The sequence below is a fragment of the Rhizobacter sp. genome (assembly GCA_019635355.1).
GTDB lineage: Bacteria > Pseudomonadota > Gammaproteobacteria > Burkholderiales > Burkholderiaceae_C > Rhizobacter.
The window spans coordinates 4,001,651-4,026,136 of sequence record JAHBZQ010000001.1 but is presented as its reverse complement, the minus strand read 5'-3'; the positions used below and the strand labels follow the sequence as shown (position 1 = coordinate 4,026,136).

30 protein-coding genes are annotated in these 24,486 nt (G+C 69.0%); 9 read left to right on the top strand and 21 right to left on the bottom strand.

The genetic code is table 11. The annotated features are described in order from the left end of the window. The first annotated feature begins 19 nt into the window (after positions 1 to 19). The gene (locus KF892_18545) at positions 20 to 1,231 is read left to right on the top strand and encodes an MltA domain-containing protein (protein MBX3627026.1); all 1,212 of its coding nucleotides are present in this window, start codon (positions 20 to 22) and stop codon (positions 1,229 to 1,231) included. 7 nt (positions 1,232 to 1,238) lie between these two features. On the opposite strand, the gene KF892_18540 is transcribed toward KF892_18545, so the two are convergent. The 9 genes from KF892_18540 to KF892_18500 form a co-directional block, all read right to left on the bottom strand. Further along, positions 1,239 to 1,652 carry a hemin receptor gene (locus tag KF892_18540; protein ID MBX3627025.1) on the bottom strand — a complete coding sequence of 138 codons (414 nt, stop codon included), beginning with the start codon at positions 1,650 to 1,652 and terminating at the stop codon, positions 1,239 to 1,241. Positions 1,653 to 1,988: 336 nt separating this feature from the next. Continuing rightward, on the bottom strand, positions 1,989 to 2,198 hold the full coding sequence (locus tag KF892_18535; GenBank protein ID MBX3627024.1) for a DUF3606 domain-containing protein: 210 nt from the start codon (positions 2,196 to 2,198) through the stop codon (positions 1,989 to 1,991). Between the two features lie 132 nt (positions 2,199 to 2,330). Further along, a complete protein-coding gene (locus KF892_18530) occupies positions 2,331 to 3,443 on the bottom strand; it encodes a diguanylate cyclase (protein MBX3627023.1) in 1,113 nt (370 codons plus the stop codon). 112 nt (positions 3,444 to 3,555) lie between these two features. After that, positions 3,556 to 3,963, bottom strand: a complete 408-nt coding sequence (locus KF892_18525; protein ID MBX3627022.1) for a YbaN family protein — start codon at positions 3,961 to 3,963, stop codon at positions 3,556 to 3,558. Between the two features lie 60 nt (positions 3,964 to 4,023). Further along, complete coding sequence (locus KF892_18520) at positions 4,024 to 4,491, bottom strand: nuclear transport factor 2 family protein (GenBank protein MBX3627021.1); 468 nt, start codon at positions 4,489 to 4,491, stop codon at positions 4,024 to 4,026. 2 nt (positions 4,492 to 4,493) lie between these two features. Next, positions 4,494 to 4,937, bottom strand: coding sequence for a cyanase (cynS, locus tag KF892_18515; GenBank protein ID MBX3627020.1), 444 nt, complete (start codon positions 4,935 to 4,937; stop codon positions 4,494 to 4,496). Positions 4,938 to 4,963: 26 nt separating this feature from the next. After that, positions 4,964 to 5,839: an ABC transporter ATP-binding protein gene (locus KF892_18510; protein MBX3627019.1), complete on the bottom strand. Its 876-nt coding sequence runs from the start codon at positions 5,837 to 5,839 to the stop codon at positions 4,964 to 4,966. After that, entirely contained in the window at positions 5,829 to 6,710 is an 882-nt protein-coding gene (ntrB, locus tag KF892_18505; protein MBX3627018.1) for a nitrate ABC transporter permease, read from the bottom strand. Before ntrB ends, KF892_18510 begins: the two co-directional genes overlap by 11 nt. Further along, positions 6,707 to 8,113, bottom strand: coding sequence for an ABC transporter substrate-binding protein (locus KF892_18500; protein ID MBX3627017.1), 1,407 nt, complete (start codon positions 8,111 to 8,113; stop codon positions 6,707 to 6,709). The genes ntrB and KF892_18500 overlap by 4 nt, the downstream gene beginning before the upstream one ends. A gap of 185 nt (positions 8,114 to 8,298) precedes the next feature. Between KF892_18500 and KF892_18495 the strand changes: the two genes are divergently transcribed. Then, complete coding sequence (locus KF892_18495) at positions 8,299 to 9,060, top strand: GDSL family lipase (protein MBX3627016.1); 762 nt, start codon at positions 8,299 to 8,301, stop codon at positions 9,058 to 9,060. Between the two features lie 2 nt (positions 9,061 to 9,062). On the opposite strand, the gene KF892_18490 is transcribed toward KF892_18495, so the two are convergent. Genes KF892_18490 through KF892_18480 form a run of 3 tightly spaced genes read right to left on the bottom strand, consistent with a single transcriptional unit; the run spans position 9,063 to position 11,407 of the window. Then, a complete protein-coding gene (locus KF892_18490; GenBank protein MBX3627015.1) occupies positions 9,063 to 9,662 on the bottom strand; it encodes a M15 family metallopeptidase in 600 nt (199 codons plus the stop codon). Between the two features lie 24 nt (positions 9,663 to 9,686). After that, positions 9,687 to 10,454: a tetratricopeptide repeat protein gene (locus KF892_18485; GenBank protein ID MBX3627014.1), complete on the bottom strand. Its 768-nt coding sequence runs from the start codon at positions 10,452 to 10,454 to the stop codon at positions 9,687 to 9,689. Positions 10,455 to 10,492: 38 nt separating this feature from the next. Further along, positions 10,493 to 11,407, bottom strand: coding sequence for a Ku protein (locus KF892_18480; protein MBX3627013.1), 915 nt, complete (start codon positions 11,405 to 11,407; stop codon positions 10,493 to 10,495). A 121-nt stretch (positions 11,408 to 11,528) separates the two neighbouring features. On the opposite strand from KF892_18480, the gene KF892_18475 reads away from it, so the two are divergent. The 4 genes from KF892_18475 (at position 11,529) to KF892_18460 (ending at position 14,583) form a co-directional block, all read left to right on the top strand. Next, positions 11,529 to 11,990: a DM13 domain-containing protein gene (locus tag KF892_18475; GenBank protein ID MBX3627012.1), complete on the top strand. Its 462-nt coding sequence runs from the start codon at positions 11,529 to 11,531 to the stop codon at positions 11,988 to 11,990. 109 nt (positions 11,991 to 12,099) lie between these two features. After that, entirely contained in the window at positions 12,100 to 12,579 is a 480-nt protein-coding gene (locus tag KF892_18470; protein ID MBX3627011.1) for a Spy/CpxP family protein refolding chaperone, read from the top strand. A gap of 28 nt (positions 12,580 to 12,607) precedes the next feature. After that, a complete protein-coding gene (locus tag KF892_18465) occupies positions 12,608 to 13,294 on the top strand; it encodes a response regulator transcription factor (protein ID MBX3627010.1) in 687 nt (228 codons plus the stop codon). Continuing rightward, positions 13,291 to 14,583 (top strand): HAMP domain-containing histidine kinase, encoded by a 1,293-nt coding sequence (locus tag KF892_18460; GenBank protein ID MBX3627009.1) that lies wholly within the window; start codon positions 13,291 to 13,293, stop codon positions 14,581 to 14,583. The genes KF892_18465 and KF892_18460 overlap by 4 nt, the downstream gene beginning before the upstream one ends. 266 nt (positions 14,584 to 14,849) lie before the next feature. On the opposite strand, the gene KF892_18455 is transcribed toward KF892_18460, so the two are convergent. From KF892_18455 to KF892_18440, 4 genes are all read right to left on the bottom strand, one after another. After that, on the bottom strand, positions 14,850 to 15,581 hold the full coding sequence (locus tag KF892_18455) for a sterol desaturase family protein (protein ID MBX3627008.1): 732 nt from the start codon (positions 15,579 to 15,581) through the stop codon (positions 14,850 to 14,852). Positions 15,582 to 15,596: 15 nt separating this feature from the next. After that, positions 15,597 to 15,899 carry a DUF962 domain-containing protein gene (locus KF892_18450; GenBank protein ID MBX3627007.1) on the bottom strand — a complete coding sequence of 101 codons (303 nt, stop codon included), beginning with the start codon at positions 15,897 to 15,899 and terminating at the stop codon, positions 15,597 to 15,599. 22 nt (positions 15,900 to 15,921) lie between these two features. Beyond that, positions 15,922 to 17,466, bottom strand: a complete 1,545-nt coding sequence (locus KF892_18445) for a PAS domain-containing protein (protein MBX3627006.1) — start codon at positions 17,464 to 17,466, stop codon at positions 15,922 to 15,924. A 165-nt stretch (positions 17,467 to 17,631) separates the two neighbouring features. Next, a complete protein-coding gene (locus KF892_18440) occupies positions 17,632 to 17,955 on the bottom strand; it encodes a thioredoxin family protein (GenBank protein ID MBX3627005.1) in 324 nt (107 codons plus the stop codon). Between the two features lie 122 nt (positions 17,956 to 18,077). On the opposite strand from KF892_18440, the gene KF892_18435 reads away from it, so the two are divergent. After that, positions 18,078 to 18,752: a L,D-transpeptidase gene (locus KF892_18435; GenBank protein ID MBX3627004.1), complete on the top strand. Its 675-nt coding sequence runs from the start codon at positions 18,078 to 18,080 to the stop codon at positions 18,750 to 18,752. Positions 18,753 to 18,756: 4 nt separating this feature from the next. Here the strand turns inward: KF892_18435 and KF892_18430 are convergent, their stop codons facing one another. Together KF892_18430 and KF892_18425 are read right to left on the bottom strand one after the other, a co-directional pair. Then, positions 18,757 to 19,803, bottom strand: coding sequence for an aldo/keto reductase (locus tag KF892_18430; GenBank protein MBX3627003.1), 1,047 nt, complete (start codon positions 19,801 to 19,803; stop codon positions 18,757 to 18,759). A 73-nt stretch (positions 19,804 to 19,876) separates the two neighbouring features. Continuing rightward, the gene (locus KF892_18425; GenBank protein MBX3627002.1) at positions 19,877 to 20,332 is read right to left on the bottom strand and encodes an Lrp/AsnC family transcriptional regulator; all 456 of its coding nucleotides are present in this window, start codon (positions 20,330 to 20,332) and stop codon (positions 19,877 to 19,879) included. A gap of 108 nt (positions 20,333 to 20,440) precedes the next feature. Here KF892_18425 and KF892_18420 point away from each other — a divergent pair, with 108 nt between their 5' ends. Beyond that, positions 20,441 to 20,974, top strand: a complete 534-nt coding sequence (locus KF892_18420; GenBank protein MBX3627001.1) for an alpha/beta hydrolase — start codon at positions 20,441 to 20,443, stop codon at positions 20,972 to 20,974. Here the strand turns inward: KF892_18420 and KF892_18415 are convergent. Beyond that, on the bottom strand, positions 20,932 to 21,945 hold the full coding sequence (locus KF892_18415) for an NAD(P)H-binding protein (protein ID MBX3627000.1): 1,014 nt from the start codon (positions 21,943 to 21,945) through the stop codon (positions 20,932 to 20,934). The genes KF892_18420 and KF892_18415 overlap by 43 nt on opposite strands. 97 nt (positions 21,946 to 22,042) lie before the next feature. Between KF892_18415 and KF892_18410 the strand changes: the two genes are divergently transcribed. Further along, complete coding sequence (locus KF892_18410; protein ID MBX3626999.1) at positions 22,043 to 22,945, top strand: LysR family transcriptional regulator; 903 nt, start codon at positions 22,043 to 22,045, stop codon at positions 22,943 to 22,945. 3 nt (positions 22,946 to 22,948) lie between these two features. On the opposite strand, the gene KF892_18405 is transcribed toward KF892_18410, so the two are convergent. Beyond that, the gene (locus tag KF892_18405; protein ID MBX3626998.1) at positions 22,949 to 23,638 is read right to left on the bottom strand and encodes a Bax inhibitor-1/YccA family protein; all 690 of its coding nucleotides are present in this window, start codon (positions 23,636 to 23,638) and stop codon (positions 22,949 to 22,951) included. A gap of 17 nt (positions 23,639 to 23,655) precedes the next feature. Continuing rightward, the gene (locus KF892_18400) at positions 23,656 to 24,423 is read right to left on the bottom strand and encodes a TerC family protein (protein MBX3626997.1); all 768 of its coding nucleotides are present in this window, start codon (positions 24,421 to 24,423) and stop codon (positions 23,656 to 23,658) included. Between the last annotated feature and the right edge of the window lie 63 nt (positions 24,424 to 24,486).

Below are 24,486 nucleotides of genomic sequence, written 5' to 3'. Positions count from 1 at the left end.
GCCCTTGCGTCCCGAGAACATGGTCCACCACACGATCAGCACCAACACCCCGAGCGCCGCCAGCGCTTCGAGCAACAACAAACCCATGATGACGATCCCGTTCGGCTTCCGCCGTTTTGCAGCGGCGGCGATTCTAGGAGTGCTCACCGCCTGCGCGAGTGGTCCTGTGAGCCCGCCGCCCCCGGTCATGACCCCGCCCGCGGTCGACAAGCCGGGCACCACACCGCCCGTGGTGATGCAGCGCAACCGCTCGCGCTGGGTGAAGGCCGACTGGTCGGAACTGCCCGGCTGGGAGTCCGATGCCCTGATGGAGTGGTGGCCGGCGCTGCAACGCGGCTGCGACAAACCGCCGCTCGAGTGGGCGCGCATCTGCCTCGACGCGCGCAACGTCACCCCGGCCTCCAACGCCTCGGCGCGCGCCTGGGTGCAGCAGCGCATGCAGCCCTGGCGCGTGGAGACGGCCGACAGTGCCACCGAAGGCCTCATCACCGGCTACTTCGAGCCGCTGGTCGAAGCCCGGCGCGTGGCGGGTGGCAGCTTCCGCATCCCGCTGCACGGCGTGCCGGCCGACCTCGCCACCCGCAAGCCCTACTGGACGCGCCAGCAGATCGCCACCCAGCCCGCTGCACAGGCCGCGCTGCGCGGCAACGCCATCGCCTTCGTGGCCGACCCGCTCGATGCGCTGGTGCTGCAGATCCAGGGCTCGGGCCGCCTGCAGCTCACCGAAGCCAACGGCCAGCGCAAGCTGCTGCGTGTGGCCTACGCCGGGCACAACGACCACCCCTACCGCTCGGTCGGCAAGTGGCTCATCGACCAGGGCGAGCTGCGCGCGGGTGAAGCCTCCTGGCCCGCCATCAAGGCCTGGGCGCGGGCCAACCCGAAGCGGCTCGACGAGATGCTGTGGGCCAACCCGCGCTACGTCTTCTTCCGCGAAGAAGCCCTGCCCGACCCGGCGCTCGGCCCCAAGGGCGCGCAGAACGTGCCGCTCACGCCCGGCCGCTCCATCGCGGTCGACGCGCAGAGCGTGCCCTACGGCACCCCCGTCTGGCTCGACACCACCGAGCCGCTCGCGAGCACGCCGCTGCGCCGCCTGGTGATGGCGCAAGACACCGGCAGCGCGATCGTCGGCGCGGTGCGGGCCGACTATTTCTGGGGCTGGGGCGACACCGCCGAGCAGCAGGCCGGCCGCATGAAGCAGCCGCTGCGCATGTGGGCCTTGTTGCCGAAGTGAGCGCCGCTCAGGCGGCCACCCGCGCCGCTTCCTTCATGGTGCGCGACAAGACCCCGTAGACATCGATCCAGGCCTCGCGCACCTCGGGCGTGAAGGCGACGCCGATGCCTTGCTGCAGCGTGGCCAGCAGGGCCGTGCCCACGGTGTCGTAGTGGTCGTCGCGCACGCCGTAGTCGGCATGGCGCCGGCCGAGGGTCTGCAAGGCCGGCAGCAGGAGCTGGGGCTGGCCCAGCAGGCCCACCGCCACGCCGATCATCTTCATCAGCTTCTCGCCCTGCACCACCATGTCGCCGGTGAAGAGCGGCTTGAGCGACGGGTCGAGCCGGAAGAGGTTGGCGTAGAAGAGTTCGGCGGCCCGGGGAGCGATGGGCTCGACCAGGTCCCAGCTTTCCTTCACCAATTGGGCGGTGTACTCGTCCATGGCCATCCTCCAAACAGTGCGTGGCGACACGTGCCGGCATCTTCAATGCAAGCCGCTTGCCGCCCCGGGCCGGTGCGCCCGTGGAGGAGGAGGGTCAGGCTAATCGTTCAGATCAGCGTGCGCGCCAGGGTCGCCACGAGGATGGCGCCGGCCGCAAACATCACCAGCGCCCAGTTCGGCAGAAAGCCGTGGGGTGCATGGTGGTGGCGATGACGTTGTTTGTCAGTCATGTGATTTCCAGCAGCAAAACCGACGTACCCGGTCGGTTGGCGAGCACTTCAAACGCGGTTGAAGCGCTCGAGCGGCTGGAAAGCGAGCTTCGTGCCAGCGTTCGCTTCAGTGCCGGGCTCGGCCGGCCGGGCGGCCGTAGAGCTCGATGTAGTGCGCCACGGCGTCGCCGTTGTTGCCCACCAGCCGCACGGCGTGGTGGATCTGGTGGTCGGGCACGTCGAGCAGCCAGGACCAGCGGGCGACCTCGAGCGGGTCGGTCAGGTCGACATAGGGCTGCGTCGGGCCTTCGAGAGACGGGCTGTAATCGGGTTGCATGGCAGGCGGGTCCAGCGTTCAGGGGATGCCTGATGTATCGGCCATTGCCCGGGCTTTCTTGAGCAAGCACGACGGGCCGATGTGGGCATGCGCTCGCGAGGTGCGGGCACATTTCCCGCCAGCGGCCCCTTTTCAGGCCACGACGGTACGGTTGCGGCCCGAGGTCTTGGCGCGGTACATGGCGCGGTCGGCGCGCTCGATGATGGCGTCGGTGCGGTCGTCGACCGTGCACACGCCGATGCCTGCGGAAAACGTCACGGTCAGCTTCGGGGCGATGTGCTCGAAGCTGCGAGCGGCCAGCTGGCCGCGCATGCGCTCCACGCAGATGAGCGCGTCTTCGGCGGTGGTGTTGGGCAGCATCAGCAGGAACTCCTCGCCGCCCCAGCGCGCCAGCGCATCGCCCGTTCGCAGGCCGTGGGTGATGACGTCGGCAAAGATCTGCAGCACCTGGTCGCCGGCCTGGTGGCCGCAGCTGTCGTTGATGCGCTTGAAGTGGTCGATGTCCATCAGCACCATGCTGATCGGCATGCGGTTGCGCTGCTGGCGCCCGCGCTCGGCCACGAGCAGGGTGGTCATGTGGCGCCGGTTCGACAGGCCGGTGAGTTCGTCCTGCGTGGCCAGCAGGCGGTTTTGCTGCAGGGCGTTTTCGAGCTGCACCTTCTGCAGGCGCAGCTTGTTGCGGATGGCGCTGAGCGTGCCGGTCAGCCAGCCGATGGTCGGCAGCATCAGCACGATGAGCAGGAAGTTGAGCAGCTCGACGCGGGGCGGGAAGCGCACCGGGTCGGCGAACGCGCCGGCCGTCATCGTGACGCCCAGGGCCGCCACCCCGAGCGTGGCCATGCGGCGGGCCTGGCGCGGCGTGAGCGCGAAGATGCCGAACACCTGGCCGATCACCACCGTCATGAGGATCGCGCCGCGGAACGGCCCGGCGATGACGTAACACGCGCAGGCGGCCAGCACGCAGAAGAAGCCCTGCGCCTGCGTGAGCGCCGGGTCGGAGGCAAAGCGCAGGTTGGCGCCGCTGCGGATGAGCACGAGGAACACCGCCGACACACCGAGCACCGTGACGGCGAGCGCCGCCGCCGGGCGCGGCTCGACGAGCCCGAGCAGCACGCCCAGGCCCATGATGCCGGTGAGGGCCGTATAGATGCCGCTCGCCACCAGCGCCTGCGTCATGCGCACGCGCTGGTTCCGGTCGGTGCCCAGCAGGGCATCGGCCCACGAGGTGAAAACGGCTCGATTCATGTCGGGATCGTTATCGGCTGCACCGTCAGATTGTTCAACGGTACGCCTGTGCCGCGCCGTGTGAAAGCACACGTTGTCGGAAGGGTCCCCCCTGAACCGGGGTCGCCGCCGTTCAGTCGTCGGCAGGCGGCGCGGCGGGGGTGGTGGGCAGGCTCCAGAGCCACAGCGCCACGCAGGTGCAGACGATGGCGGGCGCCCACCGCCACGGCGAGTGCACCACGAACCAAGTGCCGATCGCACTGGCGGCCATCATCACGGTGGCGAGTTGCTTGGCCCGCAAGGGCACCGCGCGGTGGCGCCGCCAGGCCTGCACCATCGGGCCGAATCGCGGGTGATGGACGAGCCAAGCCTCCATGCGCTTGCTGCCACGCGAGAAACAGAACGCCGCCAACAGCACGAACGGCGTGGTCGGCAGCAGCGGCAGGAAGATGCCGATGAACCCCACCACCAGGCTGACCAGCCCGGCCAACATCCACAGCAGGCGCTGACCTCGGGAGCTCAGGTGATGCAAAGGGCGCATGGCCCCGCATCGTAGGCCAGCGCCGCCGGGTTCGCTCGCGCCCTTCGGGAGTCCTTTGAATCAGAGCCCGAGTTCGCTCAGACCCGCGTGCTCATCCGGCCGGCGGCCGAGCGGCCAGTGGAAGAGCCGCTGCTCGGGGCGGATGGGCAGGTCGTTGATGCTGGCGTGGCGCCAGGCCATCAGCCCTTGCGGGGTGAACTCCCAGTTCTCGTTGCCGTAGCTGCGATACCACTGGCCCGAGTCGTCGTGCCACTCGTAGGCGAAGCGCACCGCGATGCGCGCACCGTCGAAGGCCCACAGCTCCTTGATCAGCCGGTAATCGAGCTCGCGCGCCCATTTGCGCGACAGGAACGCATGCACCTCCTCGCGGCCGACCGGGAACTCCGCCCGGTTGCGCCAGCGCGTGTCCGGCGTGTAGACCCCGACCACGCGGTCCGGGTCACGCGAGTTCCACGCATCTTCGGCAAGCCTCACTTTCTGCCGCGCGGTCTCGGCAGTAAACGGAGGAACGGGCGGCCGGCTTTCCATGATCAGTACGTTTTGTATGGGAGGAACTTGCCGGACATGTTGATGCTGACGCGATCGCCCTTCGGGTCGGCCTCCCGGGTCAGGTCCATCTTGAAATCGATCGCGCTCATGATCCCGTCGCCAAACTCTTCATGGATCAGCTCCTTGAAGGTCGTGCCGTACACGTTCACGAGCTCATAGAAGCGGTAGATCAGCGGATCGGTCGGCACGCTGGTCGGCAGCGATCCCTTGTACGGCACGACCTGCAGCCACTTCTGCTCGGCATCGGTGAGGCCGAAGATCTCGCCGACGATGCCGGCCTGCTTCGCATCCAGCGTCATCTGCCCGAGGCAGGCGGCGGTGACCCACTCCTTGCTCAGGCCGACCTTGGCGGCCACGTCCGACCACTTGAGGCCCTTGGCCACCTTGGTGGCGACGATTTTTTCGGTGACGTCGAGACGGCTCATCTTCTGCTCCTTCGTTGAGAGATCGATCAAGCCACGCGATGCAAGGGCATGCGCGGCGGGGGTTCTGGAAGCGGTTCGTGCAGGCCCGGGCTCACCTCGGGCGGCTGCACCGGCGCCTTGCCGTGCGACAGCTCCTTCGAGCGCGCCACGAGAAAGTCGACCAGGTGGTTGCGGATGCGGTAGTACTGCGGGTCGTGGTGCAGGCTCGCACGCTCACGCTCTCGCGGCATCGTGTTCTTCACGATCTCGGCCACACGCGCCTGCGGGCCGTTGCTCATCAGCAGGATGCGGTCGGCCAGCAGGATGGCTTCGTCCACGTCGTGCGTGATCATGAAGACGGTCTGGTGCGTCTCGGCGCAGATGCGCAAGAGCTCGTCTTGAATGGTGCCGCGCGTGAGCGCATCCAGCGCGCCGAAAGGCTCGTCGAGCAGCAGCATGCGCGGCTGGATCGCAAACGCCCGCGCAATGCCCACCCGCTGTTTCATGCCGCCCGACAGCGCCGAGGGCTTCTTGTCGATGGCAGCAGACAAGCCCACCATCGCCACGTATTTCTCCACGTGCTCGTTGACCTGCGCACGGCTCCACAGCGGCCACTTGCTGCGCACCGCAAACGCGATGTTGGCGCGCACCGTGAGCCAGGGCATCAGCGCATGGCCCTGGAACACCACGCCGCGCTCCAGGCTCGGGCCGGCGATCTCGCGGTTGTCCATGAACACATGGCCCTCGCTCGCCTGCTCGAGGCCCGCCAGCACGTTGAGGATGGTCGTCTTGCCGCAGCCGCTGTGGCCGATGATGCAGACGAACTCGCCCTGGCGGATGTCGAAGTTGACGCTGTCGAAGACGGTGCTGTCGCCGTAGCGCTTGGCCAGACCTTCGATTTTCAGAAAGCTCTCAGTCGACATAGGTCACCGCCTTTTGCAGCCTGGCGAACATCAGGTCCAACAACATGCCGACGACGCCGATGGTCAGGATCGCGAAGATTACGTTCGGCAGCGACAGGTTGTTCCACTCGTTCCACACGAAGTAGCCGATGCCCGTGCCACCCACCAGCATCTCGGCCGCCACGATCACGAGCCAGGCGATGCCCATGCTGATGCGCATGCCGGTGAGGATGGTGGGCGCGGCCGCCGGCAAGATGACTTCGAACGCACGCCGCAGCGGCGTCACCTCCAGCGTGCGCGCCACATTGAGCCACTCGCGCCGCACGCTCGCCACGCCGAAGGCGGTGTTGATCAGCATCGGCCACACCGAGCAGATGAAGATCACGAAGATGCCGCTGATCGACGAGTCCTTGATCGTGTAGAGCGCGAGCGGCATCCACGCCAGCGGCGAGATGGGCTTCAACACCTGGATGAACGGGTCGAGCGCGCGGTAGACCAGCGGGCTCATGCCGATCACGAAGCCGAGCGGAATGGCGACCAGCGCGGCGAGCAGGTAGCCCAGGCCCACCCGCGCCAGCGAGTAGCCGAGCTGCAGCGCGATGCCCTTGTCGTTGGGGCCGTTGTCGTAGGACGGCTGCGACAGGTGCTTCGCGATCGTGCTGCCCATTTGCGCGAGCGTCGGGAAGCCCGACTTCGCGGCGGGCGCGCCACCGGCCGATGGATCCTTGCCCATCAACTTGGCGTACTCGATCTGCTCGGGCGTGAGCGCCGGTGCGGCCGTCGCGACGGGCGCACTGCTGAGCGTGGCCACGTGCCACACGGCCAGCAGCACGAGCAGGAGCACAGCCGAGAGCAGGCCTGCGCGCAAGCCCAGCGAGCGTGCAGCGTTCATGCGTTCGGGCTGCGCTTGATGGCGAAGCCGTTGACGTAGGCCTCGGCCTTGTCGGGGTCGAACACCTTCCCCATCACGGTGATCTTCGGGTACGCCCCGTCGGGCACCTTCATGTCGAGCGCCTTCATCTGCTTCTTCGCGTCGGTGAGCAGGAACACCTTCTCGGCGATCTGCTTGTAGTTGACCTCGCCCTTCACGTAGCCCCAGCGCTTCATCTGCGTGAGCATCCACACCGCCATGCTCTGCCAGGGGATGGGGTCGAAGTCGGCGCGGTCGGGCACGGTCTTCACATTGCCCAGGCCATCGGCGAACTTGCCGGTGAGCACCTGCGTCAGCACCGTCTCGGGCTGGTTGAGGTAGGCCTGCGGCGCAATCACCTTGGCGATCAGCTCTCGGTTGCGCGCCTCGCGCGCCATCGCGGCCGAGGTCAGCACTGCGCGGTAGAGCGCCGCAAAGGTGTTGGGGTTCTTCTGGATGAACTCGGTGCTGGTGCCGAAGGCGCAGCAGGGGTGGCCGTTCCAGAGGTCCTTGGTGAGCAGGTGGATGAAGCCCACCTCTTCGAACACCGCCCGCTGGTTGAAGGGGTCGGGGCCGAGGTAGCCGTCGATGTTGCCGGCGCGCAGGTTGGCCACCATCTCGGGCGGTGGCACCACGCGGATCTGGATGTCGCGGTCGGGGTCGAGCCCCGCTTCGGCCACGTAATAGCGCAGCAGGAAGTTGTGCATCGAGTACTCGAAGGGCACGGCGAACTTGAAGCCCTTCCAGTCTTTCGGGTCGCGCTTGTCCTTGTGCTTGACGTGCAGGGTGATCGCCTGGCCGTTGGTGTTCTGGATCGTCGCCACGTTCATCGGCGTGGGGTTGCTGCCCACCCCCAGCGAGATCGCCAGCGGCATCGGCGACAGGAAGTGCGTCGCGTCGTACTCCTTGTTGAGCATCTTGTCGCGGATCAGCGCCCAGCCGGCCGTCTTCACCACCTGCACGTCGAGCCCCTGCTTCGAATAGAAGCCCAAGGGGTGCGCCATGATGAGCGGCGTGGCGCAGGTGATGGGGATGAAGCCGATCTTGAGATCGCGCTTCTCCAAGGTGCCTTTCTCTTGCGCCATCGCTTGCAACGACGCCACCGGCAACACCGAGCCGATCGCCGCCATCGCCGAGCCCTTGCCGACTGCGCGCAGGAAGCGCCGGCGCATCGCGTCGTGCGGGAACAGTGCCTTCACCAGCGATGCTTCGATGAAGTCGTTGGAGTAGGCCTCGAACTCGGCCGTCTCGCTCCGGCGCTTCAGCTCGGCAACGGCATCTTGCGCACTTCGATGTTCTTCGGCAGAGGCGTGCTGCCCGCAGGCGCAGCGCATCGTGAGGGGGCGGTCGGCGTTGTAGGGGTCGAAGCGGTTGTCGGTGCGCATGGCGGGCCTTCGATGAACGAGACCTCATGCTAGGAACCGGCACCGCTGCGGGCCATCGCGGCAACCGTCTTTGTCGTGTAGGGCTGGCACTACAAGCCGCCGGCCGCGCTGTAGGAGCGCGACTACCGCAGGTTCCGCCAAAGGCCGGTGCACAAGCTGCCGGCTGTCGACCAACATGCATTGCCATGCCTGCCCTGCCCCGTTCCCGACACCCCGCCAGGCTGGTCGCCTGGGGCGCTGCGGCCGTCGCGCTCCTGCTGGCCGGCTGCACCGTCACGCGGCTGCACACCGCGGCCGAGCTGGCCCGCCAGAGCGAGCCGCTGCAACACCCCGTCGACACCGCGCGGGTGCGGCTCCTGATCGTGGGCGACAGCACCGCGGTCGGCACCGGCGCCAGCTCACCCGAGAAGAGCCTGGCCGGGCTGCTGGCGCAGGCGTACCCGGGCCTGCACATCGAGAACCGCGGGCGCGACGGCGCCACGCTCGCCGAAGTGCCACACCAGCTGGAAGCGGGCGACACGCGCTTCGACATCGTGCTGGTGCTCGCCGGCGGCAACGACGTGATCCGACTGCGCGACCTCGACAACACCGCCAGCCACCTCGACCGCATCGCGCAGCTGGCCAAGGCGCGCGCCGACACGGTGGTGTTGATGCCAGCCGGCAACGTAGGCAATGCGCCCTTCTTCTTTCCGCCCGTGTCGTGGTGGATGGCCTCGCGCTCACGCGAGCTGCATGCGCTGGTGCGCGACGCGGCGCAGCGCCAGGGCGTGGGCTACGTGCGGCTCTTCAAGGAACGGGCGGACGACCCGTTTGCGCAGCACCCGGAGCTCAACGCGAAGGACGGCCTGCACCCGAGCGACGGCGGCTACGCGGTGTGGTTCCAGGAACTGATGGCGCAGTCGGCGCTCGCGCAGCGCCTGGCGCCGGCGCGCACGCCGGGCAGCTGATCTCAGTCGACCCGCACGAAGGTCTGCCGCACGTGGCTGCGGTCGAGCATGTCGAAGTGCCACCACTCGTTGTCGACGCCGTTGAAGCCACCCGCCGCCATCACCCGGCGCAGCAGCTCGCGGTTCGTCACCTGCGTGGGCGTGAGCGCGCCGCTGGCGAGGTGCTCGGCTTCGAGCTTGGGGTGCGAGAGTTCGTCCATCTCGTCGAAGCCGCTGCCCATGTCGAGCTCGTCGCCGGCCTCGTTCACGATCGTCACGTCGAGCGCCATGCCGAAGGAATGGATGGAGCCGCGCGCCGGGTCGGCCACGTATTGACGCAGGCCGGTGCCGTCGAGGAACTCCCACAGCTCGACCTGCACGCGGTGCGGGCGCAGCGCGTCGAGCACGAGCAGGTGGTGCCCGGGGGCGAGCGCCTTGAGTTCGGCCGCCGCGCGTGCCAGACCCTCAGCGGCCAGGCGGTGCAGCCAGGCGCAATCGAGCTCACCGTAGAGATCGCGCCCCACGAAGTTGCGCGGGCCGACGTAGCGCAGGTCGACCCGCACACCATCGATGGAGGACAGTCGGCGGAAGTCGGGGTGGGTGGCGATCTCTTCGCAGCGCATCGTCGGCCGAGGATAGCGCGCCCCTCATCGAGACAAGCGCCTGTACTCGTGCAAATGTCGCAGCGCCCGGTGCGGTCGCCCGGCGCGCTCATGCAGGCGCGCGAGGTTGAAATGCGCATCGGCCAGCTCGTGGTTCAGGGCCAGCGCGCGTTCGTAGGCGGCGATGGCCTCGTCGTGGCGCTGCTGGTCTTCGAGTGCGATGCCGCGGTTGAAATGCAGATCGGCGTCGTCGGGCAGGTGCGCGAGCGCCTCGTCGAGCGCCTGCACCGCGTCGTCGCAGCGGCCTTGTTCGCACAGCAGCGCGCTGAGGTTGAGCCACGCCGCCGCATGCCGGGGGTCGGCCGCCAGGGCCTGCCGGTAGGCCTTCTCGGCCAACGCGGCGTCGCGCGCTTCGAGCGCCACGGCCTCGGCGAACCCGTCGACCGTCTCCTGCGCGAGCGGCTGCACGACCGGCGCGGCCGCGCTGTCGAAATTCATCAGCAGCTGGCCACTCTCGGCCTCCCACTGCAATGCGCCTTCGCGCACGACCACCTGGCGGTCGATGGCCGTCAGCCGCACGCCGCTCAAGGGCAGCGGGCCCAGCCCACCTTTCACCCGCGCCAAGGCCCGCAGCAGCTTGCGCGACGGCACCTGCGCCGTGCGCAGGCGGTGGGCGGTGCGCAAGAGCACCACGTCCTGAAAGGTAAAGCGCCACGCATGGCGCGGGCCGCGGGTGGGCGTGACGACGCCGGCCTCGATCAGCCCGGTCACCACATGCGGCGGCAGGCCGAGCAGCGCCTGCACCTTGCGCAGGCTCAGCGTGGCCTGGCGGTCGTCGGCGCCCGAGGGGCTCACTTCCTCGCGCGAGCGCGGGCCGGTGCGGCGGCGGGGCTCGCGGCGGCGCGCCGGGGCGGCTTGCGCTCCTTCAGCGAGGCGGTGTCGGCCGCCGCTACGGCCTTGGCCGGCGCAGCCTTGGCGCCGCCCTTCTTCGCCAAGCTCGCGCGCAGCGCATCCATGATGTCGATGACCTGCCCGCCGCCGCTGCCGGGCGCTTCATCGGGGCGGTGCGCGGCGACGATCTTCTTGCCGGCGATCTTCTTGTCGATGGCGGCGAGGATGCGCGCCTTCTCTTCGTCCTGGAACTGCGCCGGATCGTAGTTGTCGGCCGAGATCTGCTCGATGAGCTGGGTGGCGAGCTGCACCTCGGCGTCTGAGACGTTCACCGTCTCGATGTCGAGTTCGCCAAGGCTGCGCACCTCGTCGGCGTAGAGCAGCTGCTGCAGCACCAGGCCTTCTTCGGCGGGCCGCACCTGCACCACGTACTGCTTGCCCTTCCACGCCATGCGCGCAAGCGCCACGCGCTTGGTCTTGCGCATCGCCTGCATCAGCAGTGAGTAGGGCTTGGCGCCGCGCTTGTCGGGCCCCAGGTAGTAGGCGCGGTCGTAGTAGATGGGGTCGATGGCCTTGTCGGGCACGAAGGCCACGATGTCGACCACGTGGCTCGCCTCGGCCTCCAGCGCCTTCAGCTCCTCGGGCTCGAAGATCACGAAGTGGTCTTTCTCGAACTCGTAGCCCTTCACCATCGCCGCGCGCTCGACCACCTCGCCGGTCTTGACCGAGACGTACTGCTGCTTCACGCGCGAGCCGTCTTTCGTCAGCAGGTTGAAGCCGACGCTGGCCGAACTCTCGGTGGCCGAATACAGCTTCACCGGGATCGAGACGAGCCCGAAGCCGAGGGTGAGCGATGCAAGCGAGCGAGCAGCCATGGTGGACCGCAGGCTACGCCGGCCATCGGGGCTGCGCCGTCGGGCACCGGATCGACCGGCTGTAGGACGACGCCGACCCGCTGCGCTGTAAGGTTCGCCACCACCCCACGACCTTGCCGCCATGAAGAAAGCCTTGCTCTTGCTCGCGACACACCTGGTGGCACTGGCCCTGGGGTTTGGGGCCGGGATCTACCTGCTGCCCATCCTCACCGCGGCCCCGCCGTCGCCGGTGACGCTGGAAGCGCGCGAGGCGCTCTTCGAAGGCCGGTTCCGCCGCGACCTGAAAGACAGCGACTTCCTGCATTGGGGCGAAGGCCAGGTGCGGCTCGACGCGCGCCGCATCGCCTTCGACGGCAAGCTCGCCCCCGGCCCCGACTACAAGCTCTACCTGTCGCCGCAGTTCGTGGAGACCGAGGCCGACTTCCAGCGGCTCAAGCCCACCATGCTGCGCGTGGGCGACGTGCGCAACTTCGAGCGCTTCGAGTTGCCGCTGCCACCCGGCACCGACCTCGCCCGCTACGACACGGTGGTGATCTGGTGCGAGACCTTCAGCCAGTTCATCACCGCGGCGCGCTACCGCTGAAGCGAGGCACTGAAAAGAAACGAAACACAACGATGCCGGCGCGAAAGGACACCCGCGCACGGCCACCCGACCATGCGCTCATGTTCAACACGTCTCGAAAGGACTCGACATGAGAACCTGGCTCAAGCGCTCCCTGATCGGCATCTTCGGTGTTTCGCTGCTCGCGGGCGGCCTGGCGGCCTGCTCGCACCAGCGTCACTACGGCTACTTCGGCGACCGCACCACGGAAGCCGAGCGCGCCGAGAAACGCGCCCACATGGTCGACAAGGCGAGCCGCAAGCTCGACCTCGACGCCGCGCAGAAGGCCAAGCTCACGGTGCTGGCCGACACGCTCGAAGCCCAGCGCCAGTCGATGAAGGCGAGCGGCGGCGAGCCGCGTGCGGAGCTGAAGGCCGTGATCGCCGGCGCGCAGTTCGACCGCGCCAAGGCCCAGTCGCTGGTCGACGCCAAGACCACCGCGATGCGCGGCGCCTCGCCGGCCGTCATCAACGCCGCAGCCGACTTCTACGACAGCCTCAAGCCCGAGCAGCAGCAGAAGGTGCGCGAAGCACTCGACCGCTTCGGCCACCACCGTGGGTGGCGCGGATGAACCCGCGCCTTGTGTCAGCATCGCGCCCATGTACCGCATCCTGCTGATCGATGACGATGAAGACCTGGCCGCGCCGCTCGCGACCTACCTGCAGCGTTTCGACCTCGCGCTCGACCACGCCGCGCGCCCCACGCTGGGCCTCGCGCGGCTGGCCGAGCAACGCTACGACGCGGTGATCCTCGACGTGATGCTGCCCGAGATGGACGGTTTCGAGGTCTGCCGCCGCATCCGCCACGACAGCGACATCCCGGTGCTGATGCTCACCGCCCGCGGTGACGTGACCGACCGTGTGGTGGGCCTGGAACTCGGCGCCGACGACTACTTGCCCAAGCCCTTCGAGCCGCGCGAGCTGGCGGCGCGGCTGCAGACCATCCTGCGCCGCTCGCGCAACGGGGGTTCCGGGGATGCCAAAGCGCAGAAGCTCAGCTTCGAGGGCCTCACCATCGACCTGCAACGCCGCGAAGTGCATCGCGAGGGGGAGCTGCTCGATCTCACCGGCACCGAATTCGAGCTGCTGGTGATGCTGGCGCGCGAGCCGGGCCGTGTGTTCACGCGCGACGAGATCCTGAACAAGCTGCGCGGGCGTGAGGCCGACCTCTTCACCCGTGCGGTCGACATCCTGGTGAGCCGCCTGCGCAAGAAGCTCGAGCCGCTGCCGGTGATCAAGACGCTGCGCAACGCGGGCTACACCTTCGCCGGGGTGCCGCGGGCATGAAGTGGCGCGAGCGTGTGCACGCCCACCCGCGCTGGCACCAGCGCTTCCGCCATTCGCTGAAGTGGCGGCTGGTCGCGCTCTTCCTGGTGCTCGCGGCCGGCACGGTGGTGGTGTTCATGGGCGGCACGCGCGCGGCGCTGTCGGGCGGCTTCGAACTCTTCGTCAAGCCGCTGCTCACCGACTACGTCGACCGCCTGGCCGCCGACATCGGCTCGCCGCCCGACCTGGCGCGGGCGCAGGCGCTGGTCGAGAAGCTGCCGATCTCGGTGCGCATCGAGGGGCCCGCGGTGCAGTGGGATTCGCACCCGGGCAAGTACGCCGAATGGAAGCGCCAGCTGAAGGACGACGACTGGGGCCGGCGCCTGCTCACCCGCAGCACCGCCGACGGCCACCGCATCGTCTTCGGCATGGGCACCAACGTCTGGCACGAGCGGCACCCGGTGCGTGCGCTGCTGCCACTCGCCGGGCTGCTGCTGCTCACGCTGCTGGCCTATGCCACCGTGCGCCGGCTCTTCCGCCCGCTCGACGACATCCGCCAGGGCGCGCAGCGCTATGGCGAAGGCAACTTCAGCACGCCCATTCCCATTCGCCGCCGAGACGAGCTGGGCGACCTCGCACAGCAGGTCAACGACATGGCCACCGGCCTGCAAGGCATGCTGCACAGCCAGCGCGCGCTGCTGCTGGCCATCAGCCACGAGTTGCGCTCGCCGCTGACGCGCGCGCGCCTCAACGCCGAACTGTCGGGCGACACCCCAGAGCGCGCCGCGCTGCTGCGCGACCTCACGCTGATGGGCACGCTGATCGCCGACCTGCTGGAAGGCGAGCGTCTCGCCGCCGGCCCCTCGGCCCTGCAGCGCACGCCCACCGACCTCAACACCTTGGTGCAGGAAGTCGCGGCCAGCTTCGACGGCCAGCCCTTGCAGCTGGTGCTCGCCGACGACCTGCCCGCCGTGCCGCTCGACCGCCCTCGCGCGACGATGCTGGTGCGCAACTTGATCGACAACGCGCTGCGCCACGGTGCGTCGGATGGGCCGGTGACGGTGAGCACGCATGTCGATGGCGAGCGGGCCGTGCTCACCGTGCGTGACCACGGCCCCGGTGTGCCCGACGACCAGCTCGCGCGCCTCACCGAGCCCTTCTACCGGCCCGACGTGGCGCGCACCCGGGCCGCCGGCGGCGTGGGCCTCGGGCTGTACCTGTGCCGTCTCGTCGCGCAGTCGCATGGCGGCTCGCTGGTGTTGCGCAATGCGCACCCCGGCCTCGAAGCGGTGGTGCGCTGGCCCACCTGACGCCCGGTGCTTCGCTTGAGCCACGTCAATAGCCCTGCAAAAGCCCCGCTATTCGTCACATCACCGAAACACGAACCGCCTACACTGAAGGCCTTCTGATGCAAAACCGACCGCACGATTGGGCGGACACACGGGAACCCGTCACCCAGCACAGAGCGAAACCGTCATGGCCGCAGCCGCTTCGAGCGGTGAGCCCCCATGCCCGGAAGACGAGCCCGCCGCCAGCAATGGTCGCGGGCTTTTTCTTTTGTCGAGCGTCTTGGGGTTCAGCGGCCCAGCGTGTTCAGCAGCCGGTCGAGCCAGGGCGAGGTGAAGCCGTAGTTGACGCGGCTTTGCTCGTGGTGGATCTGGTGGAACTTCGGGTCGGACACCAGGCGCTTGAGCCAGTGGTCGTCAGCATGCATCGGCATCAGCTCGTGGTTGCAGTGGATGCAGGAGGTGAACACGATGCCCATCACATGCAGCAGCGCAATGGTGCCCACGCCCACCGGCACGATCGCCATGAAGGCGACGAAGGTGCCGCCGATCACTGCCGCCTCCACCGGGTGCACGCTGTAGCCCGACCAGGGCGTGACGCGCACCGACCAGTGGTGCACGCTGTGGAAGCGCATCAGCCACGGGTGGTGCAGCAGGCGGTGCGTGGCGTAGGCGTAGACGTTGTTGAAGAGCACGAAGGCGCCGAGCTGCCACGCGGCCTGCCACAACGTCTCGGGCCAGATGCCGTGCGCGAGCGGCCGGTAGGCCAGCGAGACGACGGCCAGCACCGCGCAGGTGAGCAGCCCGTTGCGCAGCTCGGTGCGGATCTGCTTCGGCTTGAGCGGCTGGTTGTCGATCACGTGGCCGATGTCGAGCGCGGGGAAGAGGCGGAAGGTCATCCACGACGCGACGACGCCGCCCACGAGGTAGATGACGAGGTGGAAGGCCAGCACCGCGGCCAGCGCGAGCGGCCAGTCGGCCGCCAGCCACCAGGCGAAGGGAGCGTCGAAGAGCGTGCGCATCGGCGGTGATGCCGCTCAGCGCGGCAGGCGGCCACGCGCCATGTCGGCAAACATGCGCAGGTTGGCGAGCGCCGTGCGCAGCGGGTACTTGAACTCGACCGCGTGAGAGGGCTCGATCAGGCCGTGCCCGATGGCGATGGCCACGAGCGCCGCGGCCGGCGCGCCGAGCAGCCACCACAGCGGGCCGACCCACAGCGCGTAGAGCCCGAGCGCCGCGCCGATCAGCCAGCCGAGCAAATGGATGCGGCGGTTCCACGGCCGCTGGTGGGCCGTGAGGTAGATCGCATAGAACTCGTCGAAGCTCTTGAAGTCCGGCATGCGCGGATTCTGGCCCAGCCCTTCAGCGGAACACGCCCACCGCCTCGGCCAGGCGCTCGGCCTGCACCTTGAGGCTTTCGGACGCGGCGGCGCTCTCTTCCACCAGCGCGGCGTTCTGCTGCGTGATCTGGTCGAGGTGGGCCACGGCGGAGTCGACCTGGCCGATGCCCTTGCTCTGCTCCTGCGTGGCCGCGCCGATCTCGACCATGAGGTCGGACACCCGCTTCACCTGCGCCACGATGTCGTCCATCGTGCGGCCGGCCTCGTCGACGATGCGCGAGCCCGACTCGACCTTGTCGACGCTCGCGCCGATCAGCGCCTTGATCTCGCGCGCCGCATCGGCGCTGCGCTGCGCCAGGCTGCGCACTTCGCCGGCCACGACCGCGAAGCCGCGGCCCTGCTCGCCGGCCCGCGCGGCTTCCACCGCAGCGTTGAGCGCGAGGATGTTGGTCTGGAAGGCGATGCTGTCGATCACGCCGATGATGTCGGCGATCTTGCGCGAGCTGTCGGTGATGTCGTTCATCGTGCTCACCACCTGGGCCACCGCCTGGCCGCCGCGCGCTGCGGCATCGCTCGCGCTGCCTGACAGGGCCGTGGCCTGGTTCGCGATGTCGGCGTTGCTCTGCACGGTGGCGGTCATCTGTGACATCGACGAGGCCGTCTGCTGCACGCTGGAGGCCGACTGTTCGGTGCGGTTGCTCAGGCCCTGGTTGCCCTGGGCGATCTCGCTGGTGGCGGTCTGGATGTTGAGCACCTGGCCGCTCACGTCGTCGATGATCCAGCGGAACATCAGGCCGATCTGGCCGATGGTGCGCAGGGTCATGCCGATCTCGTCGACGCGGTCCATGTGGTCGACCTGCTGGCTCTGGCCGCTGGCGATCTTCAGCGCCTGCTCGCGCAGCTGCTCCAGCGGGCGTGCGATCTGGCGCTCCAGCCACCACGAGGCGCCGGCCCCGAGCAGCGCGGCCAGCCCGGCCAGCGGCGCTACGAGCGCCGCGCCGGCGCCCAGGCCCCAGGCCCCCAGCGCGAGCGCCGGCACCACGCCGGCAAACGCGGCGCGGATGCGCCAGCGCACCGGCAAGGTCTTGAACACCGACCGCAGGGCCATCGCCCCGCCGTGCACGATCACGCCCTTGTGGAAGCGTCGCCCACCGGCGCGGCCTTCGCGGAATTCGCGGTACAGCGCTTCGGCCGCCGCCACCTCCTCGCGCGAGGGCTTGGTGCGCACCGACATGAAGCCGGTGACACGCCCACCGCGCACCACCGGCGTGGCGTTGGCACGCACCCAGTAGTGGTCGCCGTTCTGGCGGCGGTTTTTCACCAGGGCCGTCCACGGCTCGCCGTTCTTGAGCGTGGCCCACATGTCGGCAAAGGCCTCGGGCGGCATGTCGGGGTGGCGCACCACGTTGTGTGGCTGGCCTTCCAGCTCCTCGCGCGAAAAGCCGCTGGCGGCGACGAAGGCCTCGTTGGCGTAGGTGATGCGGCTCTGCGTGTCGGTGGTCGACATCAGGGTCGCGTTGTCGGGAAACTGGTGTTCCCGCTGGGTCACGGGCTGGTTGTCGCGCATGGCAAGGTCAAGGCTGGAAAGGGTTGGCGGATTGACACGCCGATCCCGGCCAGAGCGCACGCGTCCTACACCCTGCGAACTGAGGGCGAGGCCATCTTCCTCCTGCCCGCGTGACGCAGTGCGCGGATAACCGCCGGAATTCCCCTCGTTGTCGCGCTTTGAGCGTCAGGCCGGGCCGAGGGCCGCGATGCCCTGCGCGACCGTGGCCGCATCGCCCGGGCGCACCACCCGCGAGACCTCCTGCCCATCACGCAGGAAGACGAGCGTGGGCCACAGCTTGACCCGGAACGAGCGGCCGAGCGGCCGGCCGGGGCCGTCTTCGACCTTCAGGTGCCGCACGCCCGGGTGCGGGGCCAGTGCCGCGTCGACCAGCGGCTCGGCGGCCTTGCAGAAGCCGCACCAGTTGGTGCCGAAATCGAGCACCACGGCGCCCTGGAGGGCGTCGACCTCGGCTCGGGCGGGTTGGGCTTCGGTGTAGGGCTGGGTCATGTCGTCTCGTCTCCAAACAAGAAATGAAAAAGCGCAGCGCGTTTCGCAACGGGGTGTGACGCGGGCGTTTGTTGCGGCATTGTTCATACCGCCACAGCGCGACCGCTTCTTACAGTCATGCGGTGCAAGTCATCCAGCAGTTCATCGCACTGGCCCTCTCGGCCCTCACAAGCGTGGCGGCGCAGGCCGTCACCCCTCACACCCCCGACTCCCCGCTCGGCACCGTCGCCACCGACGGCCCTGCCCTCACGGCCGACGCCCGCCACGTGCGCGACTGGGCGCTCGACAGCGGCGACACGCAGCACCAACCCTTCGCCGTGGTCGACAAGAAGGCCGCCCGCCTCTACGCCTTCGATGCCGACGGCCGGCTGCTCGGCGCGACCCGCGTGCTGCTCGGCCAGGGTCTGGGCGACCATTCGGTGCCCGGGGTGGCCGACGTGGCCGACCTCAAGCGCATCCCCCTCGCCGACCGCACCACGCCAGCCGGCCGCTTCGCCTCGCAGCCGGGCCGCAACCTGAGCGGCGAGGCGATCGTCTGGTTCGACTACCAGGCGGCGCTGGCCATCCACCGCGTGCGCCCCGGCGCCTCGCAGGCGCAGCGCATGGCACGCCTCGGCACCCCCGGTGCCGACGACAAACGTGCCTCGCTCGGCTGCGTGGTGGTGCCGCCGTCGTTCTACGACGCGGTGATCGCCCCCTCGCTCGGCCGCCAGCGCGGCGTGGTCTACGTGCTGCCGGAGCGGCAGCCGGTGCAGGCCTTCTTCGGCACCCGCGCCACGGTGGCCGGCGGGCGCTGAACGCTCAGTCACCGCGGCCCGCCAGGCGCAGCTGCTTGCGCCGGAAGTCGCCCTGGCGTTCGAACATCCAGCCCGGGTACTCGGGCGGCAGGCGGCTCACCTCGTCCAGCGCGCGCAGCTCGTCGGCGTTGAGCCTGAGCTTCACCGCCGCCAGGTTGTCGGCCAACTGGTCGGGGCGCTTGGCGCCGACGATCACGCTCGTGACCTGCGGCTGGTGCAAGAGCCACGCGAGCGCCACCTGAGCGATCGACACCTCGTGCTCCTCGGCGATCGGCCGCATGGCCTCGATGCAGGCCTCGGCCCGCGGGCGCAGCACCGGCGGGAAGTCGAAGCCGCTGCGGCGGCTGCCCGCCTCCGCCTGGCCGCTCGAGAACTTGCCGCTCAGGAGCCCACCCGCGAGCGGGCTCCACACCATCAGGCCCAGGCCTTCGCTCTTCAGCATGGGCACGATCTCGCGCTCGAGGTCGCGGCCCGCCACGGTGTAGTAGGCCTGCAGCGACTCGAAGCGCGCGAGGCCCAGCCGCTCGCTGATGCCCAAGGCCTTGGCGATCTGCCACGCCGCCCAGTTCGACACGCCGACATAGCGCACACGCCCGTCGCGCACCAGCGTGTCGAGCGCGCGCACCGTCTCTTCGATCGGCGTGGCGGGGTCGAAGCCGTGGATCTGGTAGAGGTCGATGTGCTCGAGCTGCAGGCGCTTCAAGCTCGCCTTCACGCCGTCGAGGATGTGGCCGCGCGAGTTGCCGCGGGCATTGGGCGTGGCGCCAGTCTCGCCGAAGACCTTGGTCGCGACGACCACGCTCTCGCGCGGCACCTGGAGGTTCTTCAGCGCCTGGCCGGTGATCTGCTCCGACACGCCACCGGCATACACATCGGCGGTGTCGATGAAGTTCACGCCGGCATCGAGCGCCTGGCCCACGAGGCGCTCGGCCTCGCCCTGCTGCAGCGTGCCGATCTTGCCCCACAGGTCGGTGCTGCCACCGAAGGTCATGGTGCCGAGGCACAGCTCGGAGACGAAGAGGCCGGTGCGGCCGAGCGGCAGGTGGCGCATGGTGAGGCTCCAGGTGAGAGGAGCCTTGCAGCATAGGCAGCGCGCTCACCCCTGAGCGCAACGCGGCTTCTGCTCAGCCGAGCGTTGGAGGTTTCGAGACCGGATGCGAGAGCACGAGCGAGGTGCTCACGCTGCCATGCGCGGCGAGCGCGTCCACCACGCGCTCCAGGTCCTGCGGGCCGGCGAAGGCGCAGCGCACGATGAAGCAGTCTTCACCCGTCACGCGCACCGCGTCGAGCACCTCGGGCATGGACTGGAAGAGCTGCACGTAGCGCTGGATGTGCGCATGCGTGGTGCGCACCCGCACCACCGCCTGCAGCGCGAGGCCCACCGCCGCGAGGTTGATGCGCGCGCCGTAGCCGGCGATCACGCCGGCCTCTTCGAGCTTCTTCACCCGCTCGCTGATGGCCGGCTGCGACAGGCCGATGCGACGGCCGAGCGCGGCCAGCGGCTGGCGCGCGTCGTCCTGCAGCGCCTGCAGGATCTGGTGGTCTTTCTTGTCGAGCTTGAACGGCACGGCAGCGGTCATGGCGATGAAGCAAAGGTTTGGCGGGGCAAGTTCCGATGAGTGGCGATGGCGCGCATCGCGCCGGCTGCCTATCGTAGGCGGCATCGTCACTCCTGTTGGCTTCACCCCATGCGACCCGTCCTCCTCGTGCCCGGCATCCAGAACTCGGGCCCCACCCATTGGCAATCGTTGTGGGAAGTGCAGCACCCCGGCGTCACGCGCGTGCCGCAGCGCGACTGGGACCACCCGGTGTGCGACGAGTGGGTCGCCTCGCTCGACGCCGCCGTGCGCGCCGCACCGCAGCCGCCCATCGTGGTGGCCCACAGCCTGGGCTGCCTGGTGGTGGCGCACTGGGCGGCGCGCCACCGCGCCGCGGTGCACGCGCTGCTGCTCGTCGCCGTGCCCGACCCGCTGGGGCCGGCCTTCCCACCCGAAGCGCGGGGCTTCGCGCCGCTGCCCGAGGCGCTGCCCGGCCGGCGCATCCGCATGGTCACGAGCCACGACGACCCGTATGCGCCGGGCGACCACAGCGCCACCCTCGCCGCCCGCTGGCAGGCCGAGCACGTCGACCTGGGCGCGCGCGGCCACCTCAATGCGCAGAGTGGCCTCGGCGACTGGCCTCAGGCCTGGGCCTGGATCGAGGCCTGGCGCGCCGAAGGCTGAGCCGCCGGCAGGCAGCCCAGGCCGACGAGCGTCTCGCGCACGGCCTGGTCGAGCGGCGTGTGGGGTTCGGCGCCGAGCGCGGCCACCAGCGCGTGATTGCGCAGCTGCAGTGGCTGCTGCCACAGGTAGCGCATCTCCTTCAGCTCGCGCAGGATGCGCACCACCGGCGCGAGCAGCGTCACCACCGGCCACGGGAAGCGTGCGATGCGTGGCGCTCGGCCGGTCTCGGCGAGCACCACCCGCTGCACCGCCTCGGCCATCTGCGCGCCGGTCGCGTCCCAATGCCCCGCCATGTGGAAGCGGGCGAAGGCCGGCAGCGTGGCCTCGCGCTCCAGCAACAAGACCATCGTTCGCGCCACGTCGGGCAGGTAGGCCCAGGCGTGGGCGGCCGCACCGGGCTGCACCACCGCGCGAACCGGCTGGCCACGTTTGACGAGCCCCTGCGAGAACCAGCTGTTGCCCGCCTGCGGGCCGAAGAAGTCGCCCGCCCGCACCACCAGGCTGCGCACGCCGTTGCGGGCGGCCGCTTCGAGGCGCTGCTCCAGGGCCACACGCACCGCACCTTTGCGGGTGTGCGGGTGCTGGGGCGCGTCTTCCGCCACGAGCGGGAACACGCCGATGCCGTAGTTGTAGACGGTGCCCGGCAACACGATGCGCGCCCCGGTGGCGCGCGCCGCGGCGATGGTGTTGTCGATCATCGGCAGCACGAGCTCGCCCCAGCGTTGGTAGGCCGGCGGGTTGACCGCGTGCACGATGGCCGAGGCGCCTTGCGCGGCGCGCAGCACGTCGGCCGCGTTCATCGCGTCGCCCTCCAGCCACTCGATGCCGTCGTCACGGCCGGCCACGCGGGCGACCTGGCGCACCAGGCCCTTCACCCGCCAGCCGGCGCGCTGCAGCTGCCGGGCGACCTCGCCGCCGATGCCCCCGGTCGCGCCCAGCACCAGCGCTGTCTTCCCGCCTTGCGTGTCCATCGTCATGCTCCTCTTCGGTGTTGCGATGACGGCAGTGTGGGCAGCCTGGCACTCAAAAGGAATTGCCGAACATCGTGGTGCGACCATACATTTCTGCATGGCCCACGACACCCCCGGCTGGGAACTCTTCCGCACCTTCCTCGGTGTGTTGCAGGCCGGCTCGCTCTCGGCCGCCGCACGCGAGCTGGGCCTCACCCAGCCCACGGTGGGCCGGCATGTCGCGGCGCTGGAGAAGGCGCTGTCGCTCACGCTCTTCACCCGGTCGCAGACGGGCCTGCTGCCCACCGACGCCGCCCGCGCGCTGCAGCCCTATGCGGAAAGCATGGCCGCCACCGCCGCAGCCTTGCAGCGCGAAGCCAGCAGCCAGGCCGACAGCCACGAGCGGGTGCGCGGCACGGTGCGCATCACCGCCAGCGAGGTGATCGGCGTGGAGGTGCTGCCGCCGATCCTGGCACGGCTTCGGCAGCAGCAGCCAGGGCTCGTGGTCGAGCTGGTCATCAGCAACCGCCTGCAGGACCTGCTGCACCGCGAGGCCGACATCGCAGTGCGCATGACCCCGCCGCGCCATGAGGCGCTGATCGCCCAGCGCCTGGGTGCCATCGAACTCGGCATGCACGCCCACCGCGACTACCTGGCCCGGCGTGGCACACCACGCACCGAGGCCGAGCTGATGGGGCATGACTTGATCGGCTTCGACAGCGAGACGCCATTCATCCGCGCGCTTGGCAAATCGATCGGCGTGGTGCAGCGCGACGCCTTCGCGCTGCGCACCGACAACGACCTGGCGCAACTGGCTGCCATTCGCGCGGGGCACGGCATCGGCTTCTGCCAGGTCGGATTGGCAAAACGGCATGGCGCGCTGGTGCGCGTCATGCCGAAACGGTTTGCCTTCAAGCTGGACACCTGGCTCGCGATGCACGAAGACCTGCGGGCGAGCCCGCGTTGCCAGGTGACCTTCCAGGCCCTGGCCGATGGGCTCAGGGCCTACATCGCGGGCTGACGCTTACTCGTCGCGCCCGCCAAAGATGCCGAACAGGGCCAGCAGCGACTGGAACACGTTGTACAGGCTCAGGTACACGCCCAGCGTGGCGGTGATGTAATTCGTTTCATGCCCGTCTTGCACACGCTTCAGGTCGTGCAGGATGAAGGCCGAGAAGATGCCGATGGCCAGCACCGACAGCGTGATCATCAGCGCGGGCGACTTCAGGAAGATGTTGGCGATGCCGGCCACGAGCAACATGATCGCGCCGATGAAGAGCCACTTGCCCATGCTGGACAGGTCGCGCTTGATCACCGACGACAGCATCGCCATGCCGAAGAAGATCGCGCCCGTGCCGGCGAAGGCCATCATGATGAGCCCGGCGCCGTTCGACAGGCCGAGCACCATGCCCACCATGCGCGAGAGCATCAGGCCCATGAAGAAAGTGAAGCCGAGCAGGATGGGCACGCCGGCCGACGAGTTCTTCGTCTTCTCGATGGCGAACATGAAGCCGAAGGCGCCGCCGAGGAAGACCACGAGGCTCACCATCGGCGACATGGCCGCGGCGATGCCGGTGGCCACGCCAACCCAGGCGCCCAGCACGGTGGGCACCATCGACAGGGCCAGCAGCCAGTAGGTGTTGCGCAGGACCTTGTTGCGCTCCTGCGGCGAGGTGACGGCCTGGCCGTAAACCTGTTGAAGGTCGTAGTTCATGAAGACTCCTTTGCTAATCAGACACCAGCGGAAGACTCATGAGACACCGCGGCCCGCCGCTTGTTCCGGGCGCGGATGTTGAGGGCTTCGACGGCCAGGGAGAAGGCCATCGCAGCATAGATGTAGCCCTTGGGCACGTGCACGTCGAAGGCTTCGGCGGTGAGCGCCATGCCCACCATCACCAGGAAGGCCAACGCCAGCACCTTGACCGACGGGTGGCGGTCGACAAACTCGCCGATCGGCTTGGCAGCGAAGAGCATCACGGCCACGGCGGCGATCACGGCCGCCACCATCACGCCGATCTCGTCGACCATGCCCACCGCCGTGATCACCGAGTCGAGCGAGAACACGATGTCGATGATGGCGATCTGGCCGATGATGGCCCAGAAGAGCTTGCCCCCCACCGACTTGATGACGGCGTCGTCGGTCTTGGGCGGGCCGTCCTGCTCGCGCGCCTCGACCTCGATGAAGATCTCGTGCGTGGCCTTGTAGAGCAGGAAGAGGCCACCCAGCAGCAGCACGATGTCGCGCCCGCTGATGCCTTGGCCGGCCACGGTGAAGAGGTCGGCGGTGAGGCTCATCACCCAGCTCAGCGAGAAAAGCAGCGCCAGACGGCTCAGCATCGCGAAGCCGAGGCCGAGCCGGCGTGCCATGTCGCGCTGTTGCGCCGGCAGGCGGCCCACCAGGATCGAGATGAAGATGATGTTGTCGACCCCGAGCACGATCTCGAGGGCGGTGAGCATCGCGAAGGCGATCCAGAGGTTGGGGTCGAGCAGGAATTCCATCGCTTGGAATCTAGGCGCTCCAACACTTCGCGTAAAGTCGCGATTTTGGAAGCGTGACTTCTA